This window comes from Ensifer sp. 1H6, from assembly GCF_001976035.1.
In the GTDB taxonomy this organism is placed as follows: domain Bacteria; phylum Pseudomonadota; class Alphaproteobacteria; order Rhizobiales; family Rhizobiaceae; genus Ensifer; species Ensifer canadensis.
In genome coordinates this window covers 1-21,561 of sequence record NZ_MOAI01000026.1, presented here as the reverse complement: position 1 = coordinate 21,561, position 21,561 = coordinate 1, and the positions used below count along the sequence as shown (strand labels likewise).

At 59.4% G+C, this 21,561-nt stretch carries 30 protein-coding genes, 2 tRNA genes and 2 pseudogenes; 11 read left to right on the top strand and 23 right to left on the bottom strand.

Annotated features, from left to right (window positions below):
* The first annotated feature begins 9 nt into the window (after nt 1–9).
* The gene (locus BKP54_RS35370) at nt 10–171 is read left to right on the top strand and encodes a Thivi_2564 family membrane protein (RefSeq protein WP_128090494.1); all 162 of its coding nucleotides are present in this window, start codon (nt 10–12) and stop codon (nt 169–171) included.
* A 9-nt stretch (nt 172–180) separates the two neighbouring features.
* Here the strand turns inward: BKP54_RS35370 and BKP54_RS25660 are convergent, their stop codons facing one another.
* Genes BKP54_RS25660 through BKP54_RS25640 form a run of 5 tightly spaced genes read right to left on the bottom strand, consistent with a single transcriptional unit; the run spans nt 181 to nt 3,642 of the window.
* Nucleotides 181–675 (bottom strand): DnaT-like ssDNA-binding protein, encoded by a 495-nt coding sequence (locus BKP54_RS25660; protein WP_084815115.1) that lies wholly within the window; start codon nt 673–675, stop codon nt 181–183.
* A gap of 29 nt (nt 676–704) precedes the next feature.
* Nucleotides 705–1,067 carry a hypothetical protein gene (locus BKP54_RS25655; protein ID WP_084815114.1) on the bottom strand — a complete coding sequence of 121 codons (363 nt, stop codon included), beginning with the start codon at nt 1,065–1,067 and terminating at the stop codon, nt 705–707.
* A gap of 12 nt (nt 1,068–1,079) precedes the next feature.
* A complete protein-coding gene (locus tag BKP54_RS25650; protein WP_077505711.1) occupies nt 1,080–2,018 on the bottom strand; it encodes a DUF2184 domain-containing protein in 939 nt (312 codons plus the stop codon).
* 11 nt (nt 2,019–2,029) lie between these two features.
* The gene (locus BKP54_RS25645; protein WP_084815113.1) at nt 2,030–2,494 is read right to left on the bottom strand and encodes a DUF2190 family protein; all 465 of its coding nucleotides are present in this window, start codon (nt 2,492–2,494) and stop codon (nt 2,030–2,032) included.
* A complete protein-coding gene (locus BKP54_RS25640) occupies nt 2,494–3,642 on the bottom strand; it encodes a DUF2213 domain-containing protein (RefSeq protein ID WP_084815112.1) in 1,149 nt (382 codons plus the stop codon). The genes BKP54_RS25645 and BKP54_RS25640 overlap by 1 nt, the downstream gene beginning before the upstream one ends.
* A gap of 79 nt (nt 3,643–3,721) precedes the next feature.
* Between BKP54_RS25640 and BKP54_RS25635 the strand changes: the two genes are divergently transcribed.
* Nucleotides 3,722–4,540 carry a putative phage abortive infection protein gene (locus BKP54_RS25635; RefSeq protein WP_084815111.1) on the top strand — a complete coding sequence of 273 codons (819 nt, stop codon included), beginning with the start codon at nt 3,722–3,724 and terminating at the stop codon, nt 4,538–4,540.
* Between the two features lie 28 nt (nt 4,541–4,568).
* Here the strand turns inward: BKP54_RS25635 and BKP54_RS25630 are convergent, their stop codons facing one another.
* The 5 genes and pseudogenes from BKP54_RS25630 to BKP54_RS25610 all read right to left on the bottom strand — a co-directional run bounded on the left by BKP54_RS25630 (nt 4,569) and on the right by BKP54_RS25610 (nt 9,397).
* The gene (locus tag BKP54_RS25630; protein ID WP_084815110.1) at nt 4,569–5,270 is read right to left on the bottom strand and encodes a hypothetical protein; all 702 of its coding nucleotides are present in this window, start codon (nt 5,268–5,270) and stop codon (nt 4,569–4,571) included.
* 64 nt (nt 5,271–5,334) lie between these two features.
* Nucleotides 5,335–6,713: pseudogene (locus BKP54_RS25625) on the bottom strand (phage portal protein).
* 8 nt (nt 6,714–6,721) lie between these two features.
* A complete protein-coding gene (gene terL, locus BKP54_RS25620; RefSeq protein ID WP_084815109.1) occupies nt 6,722–8,107 on the bottom strand; it encodes a phage terminase large subunit in 1,386 nt (461 codons plus the stop codon).
* A complete protein-coding gene (locus tag BKP54_RS25615; RefSeq protein ID WP_084815108.1) occupies nt 8,094–8,558 on the bottom strand; it encodes a DUF2280 domain-containing protein in 465 nt (154 codons plus the stop codon). The genes terL and BKP54_RS25615 overlap by 14 nt, the downstream gene beginning before the upstream one ends.
* Nucleotides 8,559–8,776: 218 nt before the next feature.
* Complete coding sequence (locus tag BKP54_RS25610) at nt 8,777–9,397, bottom strand: putative metallopeptidase (RefSeq protein WP_084815107.1); 621 nt, start codon at nt 9,395–9,397, stop codon at nt 8,777–8,779.
* A 102-nt stretch (nt 9,398–9,499) separates the two neighbouring features.
* On the opposite strand from BKP54_RS25610, the gene BKP54_RS25605 reads away from it, so the two are divergent.
* Nucleotides 9,500–9,670 carry a DUF2158 domain-containing protein gene (locus tag BKP54_RS25605; protein WP_084815106.1) on the top strand — a complete coding sequence of 57 codons (171 nt, stop codon included), beginning with the start codon at nt 9,500–9,502 and terminating at the stop codon, nt 9,668–9,670.
* 52 nt (nt 9,671–9,722) lie between these two features.
* On the opposite strand, the gene BKP54_RS25600 is transcribed toward BKP54_RS25605, so the two are convergent.
* Together BKP54_RS25600 and BKP54_RS25595 are read right to left on the bottom strand one after the other, a co-directional pair.
* Nucleotides 9,723–9,974 (bottom strand): hypothetical protein, encoded by a 252-nt coding sequence (locus tag BKP54_RS25600; RefSeq protein ID WP_084815105.1) that lies wholly within the window; start codon nt 9,972–9,974, stop codon nt 9,723–9,725.
* Between the two features lie 232 nt (nt 9,975–10,206).
* Nucleotides 10,207–10,284, bottom strand: a tRNA-Met gene (locus tag BKP54_RS25595).
* Nucleotides 10,285–10,352: 68 nt separating this feature from the next.
* Here BKP54_RS25595 and BKP54_RS25590 point away from each other — a divergent pair.
* Both BKP54_RS25590 and BKP54_RS25585 read left to right on the top strand, forming a co-directional pair.
* Nucleotides 10,353–10,682, top strand: coding sequence for a hypothetical protein (locus BKP54_RS25590; RefSeq protein ID WP_128090493.1), 330 nt, complete (start codon nt 10,353–10,355; stop codon nt 10,680–10,682).
* 194 nt (nt 10,683–10,876) lie between these two features.
* Complete coding sequence (locus BKP54_RS25585) at nt 10,877–11,224, top strand: Imm8 family immunity protein (protein WP_084815103.1); 348 nt, start codon at nt 10,877–10,879, stop codon at nt 11,222–11,224.
* Nucleotides 11,225–11,240: 16 nt separating this feature from the next.
* Here BKP54_RS25585 and BKP54_RS25580 read toward each other — a convergent pair.
* Nucleotides 11,241–11,315: transfer RNA gene (locus BKP54_RS25580), tRNA-Met, on the bottom strand.
* 510 nt (nt 11,316–11,825) lie between these two features.
* On the opposite strand from BKP54_RS25580, the gene BKP54_RS25570 reads away from it, so the two are divergent.
* Nucleotides 11,826–12,065 (top strand): hypothetical protein, encoded by a 240-nt coding sequence (locus tag BKP54_RS25570; RefSeq protein WP_084815101.1) that lies wholly within the window; start codon nt 11,826–11,828, stop codon nt 12,063–12,065.
* Between the two features lie 573 nt (nt 12,066–12,638).
* Here BKP54_RS25570 and BKP54_RS25560 read toward each other — a convergent pair.
* The 4 genes from BKP54_RS25560 to BKP54_RS25540 form a co-directional block, all read right to left on the bottom strand.
* The gene (locus BKP54_RS25560) at nt 12,639–13,229 is read right to left on the bottom strand and encodes a transcription termination/antitermination NusG family protein (protein ID WP_084815099.1); all 591 of its coding nucleotides are present in this window, start codon (nt 13,227–13,229) and stop codon (nt 12,639–12,641) included.
* A gap of 191 nt (nt 13,230–13,420) precedes the next feature.
* The gene (locus BKP54_RS25550) at nt 13,421–13,645 is read right to left on the bottom strand and encodes a hypothetical protein (RefSeq protein WP_084815097.1); all 225 of its coding nucleotides are present in this window, start codon (nt 13,643–13,645) and stop codon (nt 13,421–13,423) included.
* Entirely contained in the window at nt 13,635–14,285 is a 651-nt protein-coding gene (locus BKP54_RS25545; protein ID WP_245317900.1) for a hypothetical protein, read from the bottom strand. The genes BKP54_RS25550 and BKP54_RS25545 overlap by 11 nt, the downstream gene beginning before the upstream one ends.
* On the bottom strand, nt 14,221–14,895 hold the full coding sequence (locus tag BKP54_RS25540) for a hypothetical protein (RefSeq protein ID WP_084815096.1): 675 nt from the start codon (nt 14,893–14,895) through the stop codon (nt 14,221–14,223). The genes BKP54_RS25545 and BKP54_RS25540 overlap by 65 nt, the downstream gene beginning before the upstream one ends.
* 240 nt (nt 14,896–15,135) lie before the next feature.
* Here BKP54_RS25540 and BKP54_RS37175 point away from each other — a divergent pair, with 240 nt between their 5' ends.
* Both BKP54_RS37175 and BKP54_RS25530 read left to right on the top strand, forming a co-directional pair.
* Nucleotides 15,136–15,267, top strand: coding sequence for a hypothetical protein (locus tag BKP54_RS37175; RefSeq protein ID WP_280951681.1), 132 nt, complete (start codon nt 15,136–15,138; stop codon nt 15,265–15,267).
* A gap of 87 nt (nt 15,268–15,354) precedes the next feature.
* Nucleotides 15,355–15,588: a DUF982 domain-containing protein gene (locus tag BKP54_RS25530; protein WP_084815095.1), complete on the top strand. Its 234-nt coding sequence runs from the start codon at nt 15,355–15,357 to the stop codon at nt 15,586–15,588.
* Between the two features lie 35 nt (nt 15,589–15,623).
* Here BKP54_RS25530 and BKP54_RS25525 read toward each other — a convergent pair whose 3' ends face one another.
* The 3 genes from BKP54_RS25525 to BKP54_RS25515 all read right to left on the bottom strand — a co-directional run bounded on the left by BKP54_RS25525 (nt 15,624) and on the right by BKP54_RS25515 (nt 17,590).
* The gene (locus BKP54_RS25525) at nt 15,624–15,824 is read right to left on the bottom strand and encodes a hypothetical protein (RefSeq protein WP_084815094.1); all 201 of its coding nucleotides are present in this window, start codon (nt 15,822–15,824) and stop codon (nt 15,624–15,626) included.
* A 10-nt stretch (nt 15,825–15,834) separates the two neighbouring features.
* Nucleotides 15,835–16,563: a hypothetical protein gene (locus BKP54_RS36755; protein ID WP_245317899.1), complete on the bottom strand. Its 729-nt coding sequence runs from the start codon at nt 16,561–16,563 to the stop codon at nt 15,835–15,837.
* Between the two features lie 622 nt (nt 16,564–17,185).
* Nucleotides 17,186–17,590: a hypothetical protein gene (locus tag BKP54_RS25515; protein ID WP_084815092.1), complete on the bottom strand. Its 405-nt coding sequence runs from the start codon at nt 17,588–17,590 to the stop codon at nt 17,186–17,188.
* Nucleotides 17,591–17,640: 50 nt separating this feature from the next.
* On the opposite strand from BKP54_RS25515, the gene BKP54_RS36750 reads away from it, so the two are divergent.
* Nucleotides 17,641–17,892, top strand: a complete 252-nt coding sequence (locus tag BKP54_RS36750) for a hypothetical protein (protein WP_084815091.1) — start codon at nt 17,641–17,643, stop codon at nt 17,890–17,892.
* Nucleotides 17,893–18,033: 141 nt separating this feature from the next.
* On the opposite strand, the gene BKP54_RS25505 is transcribed toward BKP54_RS36750, so the two are convergent.
* The 3 genes and pseudogenes from BKP54_RS25505 to BKP54_RS25490 form a co-directional block, all read right to left on the bottom strand.
* The gene (locus tag BKP54_RS25505) at nt 18,034–18,369 is read right to left on the bottom strand and encodes a hypothetical protein (protein WP_084815090.1); all 336 of its coding nucleotides are present in this window, start codon (nt 18,367–18,369) and stop codon (nt 18,034–18,036) included.
* 877 nt (nt 18,370–19,246) lie between these two features.
* A pseudogene (locus BKP54_RS25495) lies at nt 19,247–19,486 on the bottom strand (DUF2312 domain-containing protein); the annotation flags it as partial.
* Nucleotides 19,487–19,495: 9 nt separating this feature from the next.
* The gene (locus BKP54_RS25490) at nt 19,496–19,741 is read right to left on the bottom strand and encodes a hypothetical protein (RefSeq protein ID WP_084815088.1); all 246 of its coding nucleotides are present in this window, start codon (nt 19,739–19,741) and stop codon (nt 19,496–19,498) included.
* A gap of 301 nt (nt 19,742–20,042) precedes the next feature.
* On the opposite strand from BKP54_RS25490, the gene BKP54_RS35365 reads away from it, so the two are divergent.
* A complete protein-coding gene (locus BKP54_RS35365) occupies nt 20,043–20,495 on the top strand; it encodes a helix-turn-helix transcriptional regulator (RefSeq protein ID WP_128090491.1) in 453 nt (150 codons plus the stop codon).
* Nucleotides 20,496–20,958: 463 nt separating this feature from the next.
* Nucleotides 20,959–21,420 (top strand): three-Cys-motif partner protein TcmP, encoded by a 462-nt coding sequence (tcmP, locus tag BKP54_RS25475; protein ID WP_084815085.1) that lies wholly within the window; start codon nt 20,959–20,961, stop codon nt 21,418–21,420.
* The last annotated feature ends 141 nt before the right edge of the window (nt 21,421–21,561 follow it).

Sequence of the window (21,561 nt, the reverse complement as noted above, 5' to 3'; positions counted from 1 at the left end):
TCTGGGCTCATGACCGCCGCTATCAGCATCCTCGTCACAGTCCTTTTCGTCGCCGTAGTGCTCTATCTCGTCCAGAAGCTTCCGATCGACTCTAGGATGAAGCAGATGGCTCAGATCGTCATTCTGATCGTCGGCGCGGTTTCGTTACTCAGCTCTCTGGGCGTGTTCTGATCGGCACACCTACACCACCAACGCACCCGGCCAGACCGGCGTCAGGAATTGCCCGAGCAGCCCTTCGATCGCGGTCACGACCGGTGTTGCGAGCGCGACGAGGTCATCGAGGTTCGTTGAGGAAGAAGTTGAATATTCGACTTCAAGCTGTCCGATCTTCTCGCGTTTCACCGTTTGCGTGCCGGTCACCACCGGCGAAAGGCTGCCTGGGTTCGTCAACTCGAGGAATGCCGCCTCGTATGAGGCGTTGATGATCGCCACGGGGATTTCGTTCGAGGGGATAGCCTCGCCATAGTAGGTCGTGGCGCCTGTGCGCGGCCATGCCCGCTCTTGGGCATACCCACCGGCCCTTTGGCCGCTGAACCTCGGCTCATACCGATCGATCACCAGAGCGCCGCGCTGACGAGCTGCGGCAATCTGAGGATCGGTCGTCCCCTCAGGAATGACATAGCCGGCGGCTGCAGCGTAGGTCTTGAACTCTGCATCTGTTCCATATCCAGCCATGTCATTCTCCGATGGGTAGAACCCGGCGCTTATGCGCCGGGGTTGGTTGCCAGTTCTTCGAGAGCGGCGACGATCTCGTCCTTCTTCGCGGGCGTCTTATCGCCGAGAAGCTTGGAGGCCGCAGACTTGAAGGACATGAACTGCACGTTCGGATCGTTCGCCATGGCGAGGACTTCCGTCACGGACTTGGAAGAGCTGCCTTCGTCAGCGACAGCCTCATCGCCGTCGAGTTTCAGATGGCCCGCATCCACCCAGGCTTTCACCACTGGATGGTCCTTCACCGTCTTCCAGTCGGCCGCTTCGACTTCAAGTGAAGCGCCGGCTGCAATGACCGGGCCGCCCGGGATGCCGAAGCCGCCCGGGCGCGTATTCTGAATAGTAATCTTAGACATAGCGAGTACTCCTCAGATGCCGTCGAGGTAGCGCATGGCGCCCGGACGACGAACTTCGACACCGCCGAGGCGGAAGATGCCCGGCACTTCGAACTTCAGCAGACGCTGTTCGGCCTGCAGCCAGCGGAGCGGCATAGGCACGTGCATCTTCACGACGTCAGGCGAGCGGCGATAGGCCACCATGCGGTGAGTGCTACCGGCGCCGGCGGTTTCCAGACCGAAGACTGCCCGAATAGTCAGCGGCCGGCCGGTCCGGATCGTGTAGATGTTCGCCCGCTGGATATGCTCCAGGATGGTCGTGGTCATCGTCGCGTCCAGACGCTTGGTCGCGATGAGCGCATACCGATCCTGGTCGAGCAGGATTGTGTCGGCCTGCTCGATGCCGTTGGACGCGGTGAAGATGACCCCGAGCACGCTGTTGACGTCGGCGAGGATCTCGTCGGCCGTCTTGGTGGTCCAAGTCGCGGTGCCGCCCGCGCCGTTCGCCGCGGTAATGGCCGTGACGGACGTGGTGTTGAGCAGGCCGGTCATGCCGAGCTTGGAGCGACCCAGGAACGCGACGTTGTCGACGTATTGCTCGTACTTCCGACGGGCCGCATCGGCGCGGTCGTTCTGCAGGCGGATGCCGTATGCCTGGGCATGGGCAAGCTCCTGCAGATTGTACCGGTAGCCGATCGCCGCCATCCAGACACGGCTGTTGCCGCTGTCCAGCTTGAAGTCGACGAATGGGATGTCATCGCCATCCGCCGCGAACTCGCGGGCCTGGCCGACGTCATCGCCCATCGAAAAGAAGTCGATAGCCGTGGTCCAGTCCGGCGCCGAGTTATCGACGGGCACGAGCTCGCGATACTGGAAGTCCGGATACTGGCGAGCGTAGATGCCCGGCTCGATGTAGTTCTGAGCCGTGCGCAGGAAGTTCAGCGCCAGCGCGGGCGCGTCAGTGGTGAACATGTGCGTTCTCCTTACTTGGTGACGCCAAGGCGGAGACGCGCGAGCTGGTTGGTACCGCTCGTGACGCTTGCCCATTCGGCATTTTCGATCAGCTGGTTGGCTGCCGAGTTGGAAACGTTGGTGAAGCCGCCAGTCGGGGTCATATAGACCGGGTCGCCCTGAGCGACGGCGACGAGCGCGGTGACCCAAATCGAACCGTTCTTCATAACGCTGATCTGGTCGTACGGCTTGTAGACCTCGCCGTTAGCGTAGGGCAGCGTGCGATCGACGACGGCAACGCCGGCGAACTTTCCGATCGCTGCCGGCAGCTTCACCGTGTCTTCGACCGTGTCGTAGATCACGCCCACGCCGAACGGGATATTGCCGGAAGCGGCCGCAACGATCATCGACGTGATGAAAGGCGGCTCAGTGGTGGCGATCATACCGGGATAGCCGGCCGGCGTGTCGCGCGAATAGGAGATGGGAGGAAAGGCCATTATGCGTTCTCCTTCTGATTGCCCATCCAGGCGTTACGATCGCGGGCTAGCATTGCCTCGTAAGCCTTGTTGGAATCGGTGAGGTCCGCATCCGAGGTGAGCCCCTGCTTCACGGCATTGCGGAACGGGTCGCTGGGGTTCCTCGCCGCGTCCTCGACGAGCGTGTCGAAGCGGGCGTCGATGTAGGCGTCGGACTTGCCGGCAACGGCGGCGTCGCCGATCTTGGCGGTAACGACGGCCTTGCGGATGGCAGCGTCGGACAGGCCCTCGGTCTTGACGTCATTGGCGATTGCCTTGGCGGTGGCGATGAGATCGCCGCGGGCCTGAACGCGCTTGTCGAGGTCGGCATCCGAAAGGATCTTGCCGGTGAGCTCGTCAATCTTAGCGTCCTTCTTCGCCAGGTCGGCATCCTTGGCGGCCAGTGCCGTCTGATGTGCCGTTTCAGTGGCGGTCATTTTGGATACGGCGTCGGCAAGGCGCTGCTGCAGCGTGCCGATCACCGTGGCACCCTGGTCGGTTACTTCAACCGGGATGCCATCGACGGTAACCGTCTTCAGGGTCATGATCTTTTCCTCTTGCGGTTTATGATCACTGGTGAACGGGGCAGCGCCCCACGACCTCACACCGTCGCCGATGCGAGCTTGTGATCCGGCGCGGCCGCGCTGCACGATGGCAACGTGGTTGATCCGGATATCTTTCTGGATGGCGTCGTACTTCTCGCCTTCGGGCGTGGTGCCCGGCTCCCATGCGAGATCGCAGGTGTAGCCGGCGGATAGCTCCCGCTTGCCCTCGTCGACGGATTTGATGGCGGCAGCATCCATGACGATGAGCGGGATGCGGACGAACTCGCCATCGCGTGCGACCTCGTCACCGATCTGACCGACGGCTAGGTCTTTCCAGTTGGTGGCGCTGACGGCTTCGTCCGGGTGATCGTTCGTGACCGGCTTGTGGGCGTATGAGCTAAGGCTATCGCGGGAGAAAACCTGGTCGGGAGGCCGGTACACCTTCACGACAGGCATTTCCGACTTGCCCACTTCATGGCCGGCATAGTCCTGGATGCCGGTGCGCGCGGTGCGGACCTCGGCGACAAGGTAGCCGTCGGCGGTCCGTCGCGTGCCCGCGATCGGTGCAGCGTCTGTGAATTGCATCCCGTTAACCAATCTTTTGAAATCGCCAGTGCACTGATGAAGCGTTGATCGCCGTGCAACCGCTAGTCACGAGGAATGTATGACAAGAACTCAGTCGTGGATCGTAGCCGTCTCGGCGCTGACTATAGCCACACTCTTGACGGCAATTCTTGCCGGGTGGTTCTATCTGGGGCCGACATTAGCTGCTCGGTACTTGGCGTACGACTTCGACCTCATCGCCGCTTCTGGAACAATCGGAGACTCTTTCGGTCCCCTGAACGCTCTGTTTGCTGCATTCGGCTTCCTCGCGGTTATGGTCACTCTGATCATTCAGGGCTTCTCAATCCGCAACCAACAGAAGGAGATTGGTAGAGCGCAAGCTGATTTGCACCGGCAACGCTTCGAAAGTTCCTTTTTTCAGCTGCTTGACCTAATGCGGCAGGTGCGCGCGGAGATCGTTTACACAACCACAACCAAGACAAAAAACGGTCGCTTGGTTGGAGGGCGCGCGTTGAAAGGCGCCTACGAAGACGCCAAGCATTTGTTGATTCGCGAAACGCCAATCGACAGGAAGCTTTCTAAAACCGAAATTGCCAAACTTTATAAGGGGCACATTCACATAAGGAGCGAGGACGGCCTCGGTCCTTATTTCAGGTTGATCTACACAATTTTGCGCAGAATCCATCAAGACTCTGTGCTGACCGAAGAGGAAAAGGTTCAGTATGGGAACCTCTTGCGGGGGCAACTCGGTAGTCCGGAGGTGGCGTTGCTAGTACTAAACGGCCTAACCAAGGATTCACGCGATTTATCAGAGTATCTCAACCGCTTCCGTATACCTCGATATCTACCGGACAGCTCGGTTCGGAGGTCGGTCAAGGAATTCTATACCCCCACGGCATTCGAGCCGCGTGGCGATTAAAAACGGCGTCTTGCCCGTCTCGTTGCGATTAACCACCCTCGTGAGGGGTGGCGATAGACTGCAAGAACAACATCAAAAGCGGCTGCGCACGGTACTCTCCAAACCGCGTATCAATGCTCAGCCGACATGGTTTGCAGGCATCTGCACCTGAGAACGTCAGGCCGTCCACGTTATCAAAAGCAAACAACCCCAAGGCCACGAAACGAGCTAACGAAAAATCTAAAGCCTGTGGATCAATCCCGAAATCGTCGGCTGTCATTTTCTGCGCTTCGGCCTTGGCCTGGGATAAATCATCCAGGGACAGTCGCTGAATGATTTTCAGATCGTGAGGTTCTAGGTTTCTTACAATGTTCGTGACGAGCCGGTTGATTGTTACTGGCTGGTCAGGAGCCAAAGAGTTAGCGATATATTGTGCCCACACTTCCTGCAGCGCCGGATCCGCCTCAAGCTCCAAAGCTTCAATCAACGGCACCGCAGAACGATCATCAAGAGTAACGTCAGCCCAAGAGACGCCTAATTCATCGAGCTTTTTGCGCGTTGTGATGAAAACGGCGGCACGATTCCTGACCTTGAAGCCAGTTGTCCAATCAGCAGCAGCTTCAGCTAAGTTAGCGATTGACGCTCTAAACGTCGTTCGAAAGAACCCACCAACCTTCTCACCTGTTTCGAGACTTTTTTGACCTAACTTGGCGATTTCCTGAGCCGCTTTGGCCTGCTCATCAGTTAGCATTGCCGGTTGCCTCATGTTGCTGGTTGCGCTCTTGCCATGACTTTGGGGAGCGGATAGCACAACGTCAAGTAGCCAAGGTTTGAACCATTGAATCTGACTCTGCTGTTGCTGCAGTGAGCTCTTCCGGCGATGCCTCTTGTTCGGATAATCTGCCATGTTCCTCCACGGCAGCATCGAGACCAGGCAAAGACCCATCTTCCACAAGCGCATTGACCAAGGCGTCAGAAACGGCTCGCGAGGAATAATTTCCTGCCCCGGTGAAGTGCCCACCAACTGCCGCGCGGCGTCGGCTTTCGTCTTGAAGACGTCGGCTTTTTCCTTTTCGGACATGCCCCAGAGCGGCGCCCACTCATAGTAGATGTCGGCGTCGCGTGAGCCGGTACCGCTGCGGATGATGCACTCGTCGAGCCGCATCATGGCCGGCTTCATCTCGACTTCCTGCATGGCCTGCAGGCGATCGTAGTAGTTGCGCAGGTCGCTTTCGCCTGTGGCATTCATGCCGGCCGGTGACTGGCCGAGAAGCCGGGTTGCGGGAATGTCGGCCGCGCCGGAAACAATCTGCAGGAAGGACATGAGGATTTCCGGAAGCGTGGCGAAGCTCGCCGTCTTCTGTTCGAACTCCTCTTCCTTGTCGAGCAGCAGGTCGCCGTTGATGCCCTTGGCCGTGGCGGCGAGTGTGTAGCGCTCCAGGATCTTCGCGCGGTACTCGGCGTTGCCGATGTTCTGCATAAAGTCCGGAAGCCGGATAATGTTGACCTTGGCCTCGAAAACGAGGCTCGCAATGTTCGCCGCCGTGCCATCGGCCTGTTTGATAGCCTCGACGACCGACAAGAGGACACTGTCGCCCCAACCCGGATAGGCGCTTGTGACAATCTCGTCGTCCGGCGCCGGGTTGCCGTTGAAGATGACCAGGCGCGATGGATGAATTTCGACCTGACGGCCGTTGGCTGAACTCACCTGGTAGATCTTCGGCTTGCCGTACCATTCCGATGCCGGGTCGCGCTCGACCTCGCCGGCCGTCAGTTGGCGACGCGACATGACCGTCAGGTATTTCAACCCGCCCTTGCCGATACGCTCGACATCCAGCGGCGTGGTGAGATCCTGCTCGCCAGTACCGATGACCAATGCAGCGCCGCCCCAGAGCCGTGCCTTGATCTTCGCCTCAAGGATCTTGCCCTTGACGTTCAGACGCTTCTCTTCCGCCTCGATCGCCTCAATCTGCGGCTTGGTTGCCTGCCAGTCCCGCCAGGCACGCACGCTGTCGAATGCCGGAATGTCAACGATCTTCCGTGGCAACCAAGCGCCACGGTAGGCGTTCAGCAGCTCCTCGTCCGAAAGCATCGGCATTGAGTAGAACGTGGCAGACGCCTTGTCCCGGCTCGTGCCGAGGTTGGCGACCATGTTCGTCAGGCTGTCGCGGACGAACGCGATTATGTTACCCATGTCCGCTCCTAAACGTTCGCCAGCGTGAACGTGCTTGCGCTCAACAGCGCGTTGAAAGCACGGCTCGTGCTGTCGGCGTCATCGTCATGTGCCGCTTCGGGGAAACCCTCGAGCGATGAAAACCAAGCCTCGTTCCATGGTCCCCGAAGGACCAGGACATTGCCCGCTTCCACCTGAGCCGAGAACGGACTGAAGCGCGTGATCTTGTCGCCGGATTCCGGCGTGGCCCGAACGGTGAAGCCGGCGAGCATCTTCGTCAGGTTGGTGACCTGCGATTTGCCCGCCTGCCCCGGATCCTGCGGCAGCGATATCTGCGTATCCTTGCCGTCGGCTTCGGCGGTGTTCTTGATCAGCCGTTCGACACCCGAGGGTGACAGGCGATCTCGGCAATGATGGGCGACGATGTATCGGCCATCCGGCAGCTTTCCTATCTTGGTGCCGGCGGTCCAGTCTGGATCGTTGCTCTCTGTCTTCGGCGTTGCGCCCAGGTCCCAGCCGCGCATCCAGCGCGCGCCGGCGGGAATTGCATCGACGACCTCGCACCAGCCGCGGCGGAACAAGAGACCAGCCGCCGGCCGGATCTTCCAGTTACCACCGAGCAGACGCTCGCGCTCAACCGTGGGCAGCGCCATGAGGTTGGCGAGATAGCCAGGGTCGGCCGCCATCAGCGCCGCGTTGTCGGTCAGCTTGGCCGGGACGAATGTCACCGACTTCGGCGGGATCGGCTCGCCGTCGAGCGGATTGATGTAGTCCGACAATTCCGCCGGATCATCGGCCCAGACGATGGCGTCACCGATACGGACGAACCAACGAAGCTTGCCAGCCCGCTCCGGTATTGGCAGGCCCGTATCTGGGTTGATCCACCACGAAATGAACTCGGCAACCCAGCTATCGGCGTCCGGGTTGCAGGTCGCCCGGATATATGGCCGAACACCGCACATCGAGCGGTTACGCGAAACCATGTACCAGAACTGCTTGGCGCTGAAATGCGTCAGCTCGTCGAAGCAGATCAGCGGGATCTGCGAGCCCTGCCAATTCAGGACCGTCTTGTCGTGCTCAAGGTGAGCGAACGATACCGACGCGCCGGCCGGGAAATTCCACTGCAGCACATGCTCTTTCGGTACCGCGCCGATCGAGGGATAGAGCTTCTCGCTCTCGTCCCATAGACCGCCCTCGTTTCGCACCTGCACCGTCGACCGACGGAAGAACACGGCGCCGAACTGTGGATTGGCCACGTGGCGCAGCGGCTCCATGAGCAGTGCCCAGGTTTTGCCGCCGCCGGCCGAGCCTCCGTAGATGGCGATGTCAGCCGGGGAAGCAAGGAATGCTGTCTGCGGGCCAGCCTGCGGCCGAATGATTGTCTGGGCGCCCTGCCCTTGCTCAGCTCCTGCCATTGTCGGGTAACTGGAAGATCGTGACCGGTGATACTGGAACCGGCAGATCCTTTCCGTCCTTCCCCGTCAGTTCGCGCCGGTTGGTGTAGGCATTGCCCACCTCTTCCGCCGCTTGCTTCAACAATGACGAGGCCAGCACCATGTTGCCGGAGTTCTCCGCCTTCTCGGCCATGCGCTGTAGAGCCCGCAACCGAACGGCGCGGTGGCTGATGGCGATGGTGGCCGTATCCTCAAGGAACGTCTTGCGGGTCTCCTCGAACAGAGCACGCCACTTGGGCGCCAGGCCCGAGGCAGCCTTCTTGTTCGGGTCGTGGCTCTCGACGAGCTGTCGGCTCACATCGAGGCCGAAATCCTTCTTGACTGCCGCGGCAACGACCGACGGGCTATCGAAGCAAGCCAGCGCCTGCACGATGTAGGTCTTGACCTCATCGGAGAGTTTTGGTTTGGCCATTGATCCGTCAAAGTCCCGTCAAAGGAGCGGCAATTGGAACGATACAGCGCCGATAGACTAAAACTGCACCTCATTGGACGCGGGCAGCACCAATGGGAGTGGCAGGTCCTATTAGATGGCGGCAGTCCTATCCGATCAGGCCACATGGTTGGGGCTCGTATCCGAGCGAAAGCCGAGGGGCGAGCAGCAATGGAAGAGCTGACCGCTTTCGATATGGACTAGGCCACCCTTAGCTGACACGTGCCACATGCATGTGCGATCTGCACTCTTGCGATCTCGGGCTTCTGGTTGGCTGCGTCGACCATGGCGCGGACGCCGGCAGCATCTGCACCATAGCGACGGACAACGCCGACGAACTCCTCGACATCGTGACCACGGATGACGAACACCGGGCGGCCGGTCGATCGGCTGAACTTCGGCGCACCGAATGCGTCGACATCCTGGGCGGCGTGATAGAGCTCGTGCTCGACCAGCGCCATGAACTCGGCGTCTCCGCATTCCCTGCAGTAATCCGCGTCCAGCGTGATGATGAAATCAGGGACGTGGCCGAACCACTGCTTTACCTGCATCTCTGCTCGGGCGCGTGACCACTTGCCCATTGTGCCCTGCGGAGATCCTGTCTCGCACTGGCCGATGACACGACGGCCCTTCTTGCTGTTGCCGACAATGGTCCAGAGGAACCCGATGTCTGCGAAGCGCAGATGGGTGTGGTCTGGGTTGTGAACGGGCGAGCCGCCATCAATGAAGGTGTCTCGCACCCAGTCGGGCATATCCTCGGCGGGCGCGAAGCTGACTGCGCTGAAATCCTCGAATAACTCTGTCGGTGGTTGCGGTCGCATCAAATCACCACTTGCATTTGTGGCCGGCTCGCGCGAATTTCTCGTGCCGCGCGCTTTCCAGAACTGACATGGACGGCAACTACAGAGCGAAAGGATGAATGAATGGAATTTAAGCCCGGGGACACAGTGGAACTGATTTCTGGTGGACCGACAATGACCATCTCCAGCAAGCAAAACGACGGCGGCTGGTGGTGCCATTGGTTCAATCATCAGGCCGGCAATTGGGAACTGAAGGGACATTCCTTCAAGACAGAAACCCTTAAAAAGGTCTAAGTGGTTGGAGAGCCGAGCATTAAGCCCGGCTCTCCATTTCAGGCATGCGGGATCAGGTTCGCATTCGATCCGGTTCGAGGCTGAGGCCGTGGCTGTCATAGCTCTCGCGGTATACCGGCCGGAGATCAGCGATCTTGCGATAGGCGGTGATGCCGAGGCTGCGCAGCGAGTGCCAGGTGTGGCCGACGCCGTAGCGGATGATGGCGAGGGTGAGCGAGGCGACGACGGTTGCGACCGCGGCGCAGATGTCGAACACGCGGTAGAGGCTACGGGCGAAAGCGTGGGCGTAGTGGAACATGCGCATGCTGGTTCCTTTCGGGGCTGGGGGGAACTGGTCAGGCCTTTTCGAACGTCAGCTTGTAGACGGCGCCGATTTCGAATTGTTCGATGGCGGCCGGGTTGGTGATCGTCATCGCAAGCTCACCCGATGGTGTGTACTTCGACCAATCGCCATTTCCTTCCGGCAGACCCTGAAGGTAGCTTCCGAAGGCGGCAGCAAGCTTAACCTCGACATTGACCGCATCGGCCTGATGATCTGGTTGCGGCGACAGGATTCGAACCTGCGACCTCGTGGCTATGAGCCATGCGAGCTACCGGGCTGCTATACGCCGACAAATTTCCTGGAGTTGTATTGGTCCAACCTTTACGGGTAGACGCACGAAAGCAATGACCTGGAGGCTGCATGAGAACCGGTTTGGCGCTCGCAATTGTATTGTTTATCGCGGTGCCTCTATCAGCGTTCGCAGAGCAAGAGCAGCCGTTGGCCGAGCCTGCATTTGCTGCGATCGCTGCCGAGCTACGCACTTCGGCGAAGGCACGTCAGGCCCAGATCGAGCGCTGCACAGAGAGCCGCACCGGCGCACTTCCATCGAGGCAGGCAGAGTTTCGCCCCTTCATTCAGCAAACCTGCGCCAGAATGATCGAGGGCATCGCGTCTGGCAGTATCACCTACGCCAGGTACCAAATGCTTTGGGCGTCTGATGCCCGAGAAATGGTTGAAACACTCAACTGAAGGCGACCACCCCACCGCATAGACTTCGGTCATCGGGTGGTCGCGCTTGCCCAGTCTGGGTCTATCTGCATTTTCCAGCAGCACTACCGGGCAATCTGAATTTAGGGCCGCTTCTATCGATCGCCTCCGGGCTCCCGTTGAACCCTTCAATCGGGTAAAGCTTGCACACATCGCCCTCGAATCGAGCACACTGCATGAAGGCCCGATATTACGGCTACCGGATTCTGGATCACGACAAGCAAGCTGAAGGCTGGCGGCCTCAAAATCCTAAGGACTTCGAGTTCAGCGTCGATTTTTATGCAGGCAGCGAGAGCGGAGCGGATGCTTTTACAGCAGTCGTTTGCTCGCCGGCCCGCTTCTTGAAGAAGTATGCGGCCACTATCACTTCCGCACAGGGCGTGCTGATCATGCCGTCGTTCGATCATTCTGAACTCGATGCCTACCTTCGAAACCTGTGCGAGAACACAGAGGCGAAGACATGGGACGCGCTGGCGTTAAAGCTCAATGGCGCCGGCCGTTGGGAGTTTGCCTACCGCACTTGAGGCGTTCCCGCAAATCTGGTTGCAGGCCCGGGAATCGAACCCGGTTCTTCGTGGTTATGAGCCACGCGGCTTACCGATTGCCCTGCCTGCGGAAATTGTTGCCGGATTCATCCACCTCTCCGGCGGGAGGCAAAGGTCGCCACTACCAATGGCGCTGGATCTGAAGGCGCCTTCGCTCCTCGTCAGTGCCAAAGCAACACGATTGAGCCAGCGATGAATACGAGCGAGAGCAATGCGAAACCAATTCGGTTTTTGTCGTCCGAAACGTTCCAGCGATGCGTTTTAGCATCCCTGAGGTTCCACTTAATCACGATGAAGCCAGCTAGAAGCAGTAGCCCCACGAATAGATACTCTCTCACTGAACTAAACTCCTGCGACTTCCGGCACGCAGTTTTGGAGCATGAAGTGCGAGGCTCGTCGAGCGCAATTGTGGCTTGTTCATAACGTTGCGCCTCTTCGTTGACCGCCACGCCATGCGTCAACTTCGCGGGATGTCGCACTGTCGAAATACGACACCTGCCGTATGTCGCCGGCTCCTCGATCGTCCTAGGCCAAATCTCCCGCACTCCTTGGCGGGAAGTTCGAACCTAGGAGACTACCAATGAAGATCGTTATCGCCGCCCTGGCGTCGCTCGCATTCGCGACTTCCGCCATTGCTGCTGTCCCGTCGGGGCCAGCCGAAAAGCAGTCCACCGTCAAAAGAGCCGGTCAGATTGAATTAGCCTTCGGATCATCGCGCGGCCTTGCCGCATCAACCAAGAACGTAAACACCGACCCTGGCAAGAAGGGCTCGGCCAAGGGCGGCGCGCCGACTGGTGGAAAGACAATGTTCGCCAAATAATGAAACGAGAGAGGGCGGCTTCGGCCGCCTGATTTTTGGATGCATTTCTTCTACGAGCCGGATGTAAGCCTTCTGCGAACGTCGGCAGGCGCGACATCGAAGCCAGTCGCACGGTCACCGCTCCAGTTTATGCCAACCCTAAGGGCATCCTTTTCCAACCCTACCAACCAACGATCGCGAAACACCTCCAGGGTTAGCTGGTGTGGCGTGAAGTCGCGATAGGATGGAACAGTCTCAAGAATGCGCCGAGCCCGAGTTTCTGACGACCAGAAAGGCATGGCGGCTTCGTATGATTGGTTTGTTGAAGTTGGAAAGCCCGCGTCGTCACGTATGGTCCAAACGACCCCGCTCTCGGCGACTTCCTTGTAGAAGATTTCGTAGTGGGCTGCGGCGATGCTCATTTGACCAGCTATGGCGTCCCTGTCCCTTTTCGCAAGGTGTCAGCACCGAAATTCAGGCAATATTAGGCTATGGCGGGAGGCGGTGACATCCTCCCTAAGGCCCGGCGAGTTTTCCCTCTAATCGAGGTCCGCAATCAGAACAGCCTGCAATTCACCAAAGATTGCAGTGATTCTAAGCGACTTTGTCGATTAGTTCAAGCGGTAGATCGACATGAACAAGACCGCCGAGATACTCGACCACAACTTTGACGGTGTTGCGGCCGGTCACATCGAGGACGCAGGCAAGCATGCCCCCGACGAGGCGATGCTCAGGCGCGACCCGAACGACGGTCGACCGCGGAAATTCCTCCTGCAACTGCTTGCGGCTCCGCTTCTTTCGCGCGTCGCGTTCTCGCTGCAGGGCCGAACCCGCCATTGCCTCGGCGTCTCGCAGGCCCTCGACCTCGAAGTCAGAGATGCGCAGCGGATAGCCCGCAACGCCGAGGATCGCCGTTACGCCGTCAACGCGGGAAAGCCGGTAGAAATCTCGCGTGGGCAGATAGACGAACGAATACCCGGTAATCATAGCGAAACGGCGCTCGATCAGTTCCTTGGTCCGGTGGTGTTTGATGTCCTTCCGGAACGACGGCATGAAGATTTCGAGGTCGGCGTCTCGAACATTGCGCTCGATGATGAATTCGCCCTTGCGGTCCTCGGTCTCGCCGACGCGCGGTGTCGCTGGGCGCTGGGTTCCTGGACGGGTCTTGATTGCGTACCAGCTCATTGGGCCTTCTCCATTTCGATCTTGCGGCAGGAAGTCAGAACGGTGGTGTGGTCGCGGCTGAAGATCCGCGCGATGGCCGACAGCGACATGCTCCGCTGGCGAAGCTCCCACATGAGTAAATGGCGGTGTTCCGTGATCGATCGGAGGCGCGACGGACCGACCATCACCGCGAAAGGAATGCGGAGCTCGAGTCAACGCAGCTTCACGTGTTCCGCTGGCGTCAAGCGCGGCCGCTGCTGGAGGCGGTACGCGCGATAGGCCCAGACGTGGTCGTCAGCCGGCGCGCGAAGCTTCGGCTTCGGAACATAGACCTTTGGCGCCTTCGGCTTGCCGATCAGCTTCCGGCGACGAACGAGGACGGCGGCGCGATAGATCGGCTCGCTGATTGCAGCCTGTTGCGGGAGTTCAAGCAGCATTGCTCTGCTCCTCCGGCTGTACCTCGGCCATCTCGCCTTCGATCTTCCGGCGGAACGCCATCTGCTCGGCACCAACCTGCCACCAGTCGGGCAATTCCGAGATCTTGGCCCAGTAGTCGGCCTTCTCCGGCGACATAGGCTCGTGGACGACGACGCCGCGTTCCTTGGCCTTGGCCTCCTCATGCTCTTGGCGGAACTGGTTGAGGCGGGCTTGCACTCGGGCCATGACCTCGGGCGAACGATCGACCGCAGGCGGAACGCCCTTTATCGCCGAAGCAATCTCACGCTTGCGGGCCAGATCCTCGCGGACCGCCCTCGCCTCCTGCTTTGCCAGGGCGGCAAGGATCGGCGGCTTCGGGATCATGCCCAGCAAGATATCGGGGTTGCCGGCGTAATCGCCCCTGATGAGCTTCTGGGTGGCGATCGTGAGACCGCAGCTCGGCACCCCATCGAGGGCGTAGCCGTAGATCACGTCGAACTTCTGGGCGTCGACACCTTGTGGCAAGCTCATGCCGGCGCTCTGCATGACGCCGAGGCTCCTGACGATGGCGTCGGTGCGTGCCGGGGCCAATCGCTCAGTGAGCGTTGTAATCTCCCGGTTCAAGGTCGAAAGCTGGGCCGGTGCTGGTAAATTCGTCATGGCCTGGATTCCCGTTCAGTTTCTGCTGGATGGCTTCTCGGAATTCCCGCTGGTGGCGGGCATGCTCGGTTTCCCGTGGTGGGGCTTGCTGATGAGGGCGATTGCGGGGTTTGGCCGCGTTGCGCAGCCAGTTGCGCCAGGTCGCCGGCCAATCGAGTTTGGTGGCGTCCTTCCCGGCTTTGGCGTTCCAGTAGTCCCGGAACTTATCGAACTCGGTCATGGCTTGGGAGCGATCGAAACCGAGCTCGACGGCGAAAACCAGATTGGGCTGGAAGTCGGCAGGCAAGCGCGTCCCGCGTTTGTTGTCCGAGCGAAGCGAGGATGGGGTGGGGTTAATTTCTTTAGGGGGTGTGGGGGACCTTTCTTTATCAGGGGTGGGGGAACTGACGGATTCCACCGGACGTCCACCTGTTTCCACCTGACTTCCACCGGACAAAGCGGAATTCCGTTGATTGCGCTTCCGCTGGCGATCCCACTCGCGGCGCTTGTCAGCCGCGCGGTCTACGGCAGGCACAGCTTCACGCTCCATCTCCGCAACAGCAGCTACAATGGCGTCGTGGTCCATTCCTGCGGCAAGCATGTGCTTCAATGCGGTCGCGATAACACTCATCACCACAACGACTTTTCTGTCTCGTCGAAGCCGGCGAAACGAATGGGCTGCTTTTGATAGTGCTCGCGGAACAAACACGACGCAGGATCAGTTGGCCTCCGAAAGAGGAGACCAACATGAGCACGAAACCTACTGAACCGATCCCGATGCCCGGCCCGGCAGGCCTGCCGCCGCCTGAGCCCGAGGTTGTTACGGTCCCAGGCCCCAGAGACCCAAAAAGACCCGAGGAGGTTCCACCAGGTGTCCCCCCCCGATTCCCTGCCGGATCCCGATCGCCCGATTGAGGAGCCGGGACCTGATGATGTCCCGGAAGAGGCCCCCGACATTACGCCAGTGCCGGGCGAGGAAATTCCGGCGAAGATGGACGATTGAGCTTGCCATGCTGCCACCCAGGATCGCCCCCTTGGAACAGATCTCTCTAATATGCGTTTGTGGGAAGCCTGCCCAACGGAGGACGCGATGATCACCATCTGGGATGTAAACGTCGAGTTGAAGATTGACGGTCGTTTTCACGTCATTAGGAGCGCCCGGGAGGCGGTCGCATTCCTGATGAAATCCTGGCCCGAGACGAAGAGTACGAGTTACGCAACAGCTAGGAAGGCCTGCCTGGATGCGGCCAAGGGAATAGTCCCTAGCGCGGAAGCCAGGGCCGCGTTCGAAGCTGCGGCGAAGGAAGCCGGCATCCTGCGATAAAATTGATGTCGCGCTGCCCGAGGTGAGAAACTGAATCATGCCGCCTGCCCTCGCCGTTCGAGCGCTTTCACATAGGCCGCACGGATTTCCTCAAACCGAGCGACATCGTATTCCTTGGTGGCGATTTCGTTTTCGGGCCGGGGCTTCTTCGATCCGTGGCCGTGGTCATCGAGCCAGGTATTGGCGCTGTCGATGCGGCGGTCGAGCCAAGCGATCATTTCGGCTGGGTCGGTCATGCTGCCTCCATCAACCGAACAAGGCGAGCTGCGCCGGCGGAGCCTCGCGCGGCAAGCCGAGTGACAAGAGTGCGGATCGCATACGCTGCTTCCAAAGGGACAACTCCATTTCCGAGCATGCGAAGTCGGTCCACGCGGCCAATGTCCAGCCGGGGGGCCAACCCATCAGCCACTCGACGAAAAGCGGGTTCAAGCTCCGGCGAGGCCGCGAGTGCGCTTCGCCAACCGTCGAGGTCGTTAGGGCTGGGAGGAAAGAGACCAGTGTCTCTGCCTGCTGCTCTATCGCTGGCGGGCTGCTGTGCCCCCCTTGAGCGAATGGGCGCATAGCCTTTTCCGACTTCCTGTGAACCTGTGTAGGCGTTGCCCATTGCAACGACTGCCCCGTCAGAGTCTGAACTGGCTTCGTCTTGTCGCCGCGGCTGTACTGATACTGTCCGACCTCGTGCGATCGAGGCGTCATCCACAAGCTGTTCACCTGCTGTGTCAGGCTCGTACCCGACATTGCTTCGGTGATCGTGCCGCCCCTCTGCCCGTCTCCGGCCGATGGCGTGGTCCAAAGTTGCTCGGTCGCATAGTCCAGCCGATCGCCGCGCATCTTGCCGTCTGATCGCTCCAGCGTCGGCCCGCTTCCCTTCCAATCGTTCGCGGTCGGCGTCGGCCAGGCCGAAGAGGCGAACATCGCAACCGCCGCTTCTATCCGTCCTCGGTGATTGGTCACGTTCTCGGGCAGCAGCTGCAACGCGCCGTCTCCGCTCCGCATCGTCGGCCACCGCGAGGATGAAGACGCGCTCGCGTTCATGGCTCGCGCCAACTTCTGACGCCGTGAACAATCCTCCCTCAGACGTGAAGCCCAATCGGCGAAGGTCTCGCCAGACACGTTCCGCACCGCCCGACGAGAGCATACCGCGGACGTTTTCGATGAGGACGAACCACGCTCCTGACTGGACGATGATGCGACGGGCTGTCGACCAGAGGTCGCGCTCGTCTTCTTCGCCAAGGCGTTTGCCGGCGAGGCTGTGAGGCTGACACGGGATGCCGCCAATGAGGCCGTCCACTGCGCCACGCCATGCGCGGCCGTCGAAGGTTCTGGCATCGCTCCAAATAGGAGCTGGATGAAGGAGGCCTTGCTCCATCGCTGATACCAGTGACGAGATTGCGAATGCTTCCCTCTCCACCATACAGACTGTTCGAGCGCCTTGAACTGCCAGCTCGAGGCCGAGATCGAGCCCGGCTCCACCGGTGCAGAGGGAGATGATGTTGAGGTGTTCGGGACGTAGAGCCACATTCACGGTTGATCCTCGTCCTTTGGGTTTTCCTTAAGCTCCGGACAAATCCATTCGGCCAACGAAGAACCGATGCCCCTAAGCGCCGCCGCGATGGCCATCCGTTTCTGCAAGCTCAGCCAGCGCACGAATACGGGAGGTCTTTTCGATGAAGTCTGCATGTTCTCTCCGCGCTGCGCGCAGCAGCTCATTTTCGTCCTTCACGGCTTCCGCAGCCGCGTAGAGTTCCATCATCTGCCAGTGGCGAACGACGTCGGTTTCATTGTTCCACCAGGCTTTGAGGCGGCGCTCCGTCCATTGCTTCTTCGGGTCGCCTTTGTGCGGGAAGAGCTTTTTGAGTATGCCAGCCGCCTCGAACAGGATATCGCCGACACGGCCGCCGCCGCCGATCGATCTAATGAGGTAATTTGCAGTCGCAACGTCGCTCATGTCCTTGCATTTTCCCTGTTTTAACTTCTCCAGAAATCCGGATTTCTTTTCCATTTTTTCGGCCTCCGCATATGCCAATGTCCATTTGCTAGGAGACACTGCACATGCGCAGAAACCTTACTTCCGATGGAGAGGACGGCGCCGTTGGCTCGGCTGCCGGTCCCTCCCAAGTCATTCCGTTCCGTAGAGCCGCCGCCGCACACGAAGGCTCTACTGCCGGTGACGATCCCTCGTCGTCACCGGCCATTCCCTTGGGTTCCGCTGTTCAGGCCGTTGTTTTGAAGCTGGCGAACAAGCGGATCCGGTTGAGAGTTGAGAGCCCCAGCCGGGAGGAGGAAGACTGGGGCTCTCGTTGATCGCGAGGGAGGAGGGAAACCGCGATCAATCGTTTGGCGTGAAGCCGTTCCGTCGAAACTGCAATTCGCAGAAGAGAGCCACGCCGCCGAGCAACGGGAAGGCAAAGGCCATCGACGAGGCGAAGAGGATTTGAACGGCGATCACGACAGAACCTCGTCGAACATTGACCGCTCAGAAGGCACTTCACCGAAGATGGAAAAGGCCGATGAAATCTCGCAGTCAGGCTTGCCGAGGCGACGAGCAACACCGATACCGGCGATGCCCCCTGCCCGGCGCAGCTGGACAGTGGTGTTCTTTCCGGTAAACCGCCGACCGTTGCGCCGACCGTATTCGTGGATGGCACTCGTCGTGACGCCGACGTTCACAGCGATGTGTCGAGCGCTCATGCCGCATTCGATGCCGCCATCGATCTGGGCGAGCTTTTGCTCCCTGGACGCGCGCGACCACCACGACGATTTTTCATTCATCTTGTTCATGCCGCTGGCCTTTCGATTGGGTTCGTCGCGCGCTCGCAACGCTCGCAAAAACGTTCGATCTGTTCAGGGATGGACAACACCCGGTCGCACCGATCGCAGTGAACCGAACGTCCGTTCAGCGCCTCCGACTGGATGCAGCGCGCAGCGGACACGACCGAGGACGATCTGATTGCTGAATTCCTCATGCCATTTCCCTTTCCTTGGCTCGCAAGCAGACGCCGCAGTGAGTTCGGCCATAGCCGCCGCAGTTCTCTGGACGCTGGCAGTGTGGGCGCAGCGGAGATGGCGGTTTGGCTGTGAGAATGGTGGCGGTCGAACGCTGCTCCACCGTAGCTTCAGCATTCCGCTCGACCGCCGTTGCGCTTTCGGCGCTGGTAGCCACGATCACCGAAGGTTGCCCCTCTATCGTGGCCTCAGCCGATGCATCAGCATCGACCTGGGTTGCGGTCCTCTCGGATACCGCCTCCGCCGCCTTGCGCGGGGATTCATGTGCCGTTTCCGGCGAATTCTGTGCCCTTTCAGCCTCCGGGCCAGAGGGTTCGAGGTCGGGAACGCTCCCTTGAGCCATGTCGACGCTATCTTGGTTGGCGCCTCCTTCGTTCGTTGCGATCTCGGTGATTTCGCCCGTTTCCGGATCGAACTGCTCGGACGGCGACGGTTCAACGCCATCGGCGTTCGCCAGTCGGGCATTGCCCTTCACTGCAGCGATTGCGCCGCCGTCCGATTCCTGGCGCTCTTCACGCTCAATCATGATGTCGACTGCGGTAAGCAGCGCTGCGCGACCGGCGGTCGTCCGCATGCCAGCAGCAACCTTCTCAACGAGGTGAGCGCCGCCTTCCTGCTCCGGCTCATCCGGTTCTGCGAACAGATCGGGTTGCATGCCAAGGGCTACGAGGTACGTGTCGAGGATCGCTTCCTGCTCGGCGCGCTCGTCGGCATCCTGCTTGCGGATCGAAATGACCTTGCGCAGGATCTTGGCATCGAAGCCGGTGGATTTGGCTTCGCCGTAGACGTCCTTGATGTCGTCGGCAATTGTTTGCTTCTCGGCTTCGAGCCGCTCGATACGCTCGATGAAAGAGCGGAGCTGGTCGCGAGCTACCATGTGAACGTCGGCCATGATCAATCCTCAGAAAGGGATAAGGTCATCGGTATCCGTGAGCGGTACCGGCTTGGTGATTTCAACTCGGGAGACGGCGGGCATGCTGGCCGTGACGGCGTCCACAGCAGCGAGGACAACGAACGTGACGCCAGGGTTCGCCTTAGCGAGGCGTGCCGCTTCGATCTGGGCGCCGGCCTTGCTCAGATGTTCGTATCGCGGAGCGCCCTGCCCGAGCCCGTAGACCATCCAGAATTTCGCGATGGGCTGGCTCATCGGGCAGCCTCCGCCTGGCGCGCGACGGCCGCAGCGAGCGCTTCCAATGTGACTCCGCCCAGTTTTCGAGCATCTGCGGCAGTGGTTGCCGTTATCCAATATTCGGACGGGATGGCCCCCCGACGACGCATGGCCTTAGCGGTCCCATACTGGATGCCGAGGTCGTCCGCGAAGTCAGAAAGGCTGGGCCACTTGTTGATGATATCGGTGTGGGTCATACAGCAAAGGGTACAAATCATACCCTTTGCTGTCAAGCACAAAGGATATTACTTGTACCCTTGCTGCGGGTATTTTTTGTACCATGGCCAGTGACCAAGAAAAGTTTGAGAGAGAAGAGCGCGCGAAGCGGCTAAAAGCAGCGCGTGAGACCGCCGGGCTTTCGGGGCCGAAGGGCGTGGTCAATGCGTCCGACGGGAAAATAAACGAGAACGTCTATAAAGCTCACGAGCAGGGTCGGAACGGCTTTACCGTTTCTGATGCTCGTGAATATGCCGAGATGTTCAATGTCTCGCTTGAGTGGCTTTACCTGGGCAACGGATCACCAGTCAAAAAAGACAGCCTCCCCGCGAAGGTGAGCGGAGAAGCTGAGGTGAAGGATCTCCTCCGACGAATAGACAGGCTGCCTGAGGTAGCAATCGAGCCCTTATGGGGCCTCGTTACGTTCTACCTTCCGAAGGACGGCGACCAATCAGGACGTAGCCCCTCTCGTGATCAATCTGCACTCCCCAATCTCCCCCATGCAAAATCGCCATAGCGATTGAAATCTCGGCTGTTTTTCGTTTGATGACGGTCTCCATCTCCTCTTCGGTTTTGACACCTGTCCCATAGAGGAGGTCAGCGACGGTCTCTTCGGCTTTCGTCGCGTAACCGCGCCTGATTTGATGGATGATCGCCATAGCCAACCTACACCCGTTCCGTGTCGTTGGTTTCTTCCGGCAGATGGCCGGCGTGCGAGAAGGTCATGTTCATTCTCCGCTGTACGCTTGAACTTGTCCAAACATGCCGGGAAAACGAGAACGAAACAAGAACAATTTAGGAAATGATTCACACACGTTAACGGCTACTAAATGTAGAGAACTCGCGTTCTGCGAGTCTCTGTCTGTTGTGTGGCAGCGGAATCGCGGTATCGTGATCCGTAGTTCGTCACCCGGCTACCAAGGTCAAATGATGAGCGCAAAGCACACGGACGGCGAGCACATCACCAAGGGGAAGACGCATTGTCGGAAGGCTTGAAAGAGACGCGCGTTAAACACGAGTTTGGCAGCTCTGAAACCGAGCGCAAGTTAGACTGCCTTCGCAGCTATCTAGCGGCTTACTCCGTCGCGTTGAGTAAACAAAACTTCGCCCGTATTTATATAGATGCCTTCGCTGGTACTGGCGACAGGACTGAAACCCGTGCTGCGCTGCCATCCTTCTTTAACGGCAACGTAGGATCGATTGATGAAATCACCACACCAGGCTCCGCGCGTATCGCAATCGATACGGCGCCAGCTTTTCACTCGATTGCACTTATCGAAAACGATCCCGAGAAGGTGATCGCACTTCGCGCGATCGCAGAAGAATATCCCGGCCGCAGATTCCACATCCGGGAAGGTGATGCGAACGCTGAGGTCCAGCGGATTTGTAATCGCTACAGTTGGATGCGGGTTTCGGAAAAGTCCGGACAGGGTTTCCGGTAATCTCCGGACACCGTTGGAATGCACCCCTACAGTGAGACAGAGAAATTGCAGGACAATTGCCGGCTTGTGAGTTCAGGTACGGCACTTGCGTGCGACGACGATAAGGACTGTTCGTATTCCTCCGGGGTGAGGTAATCGAGC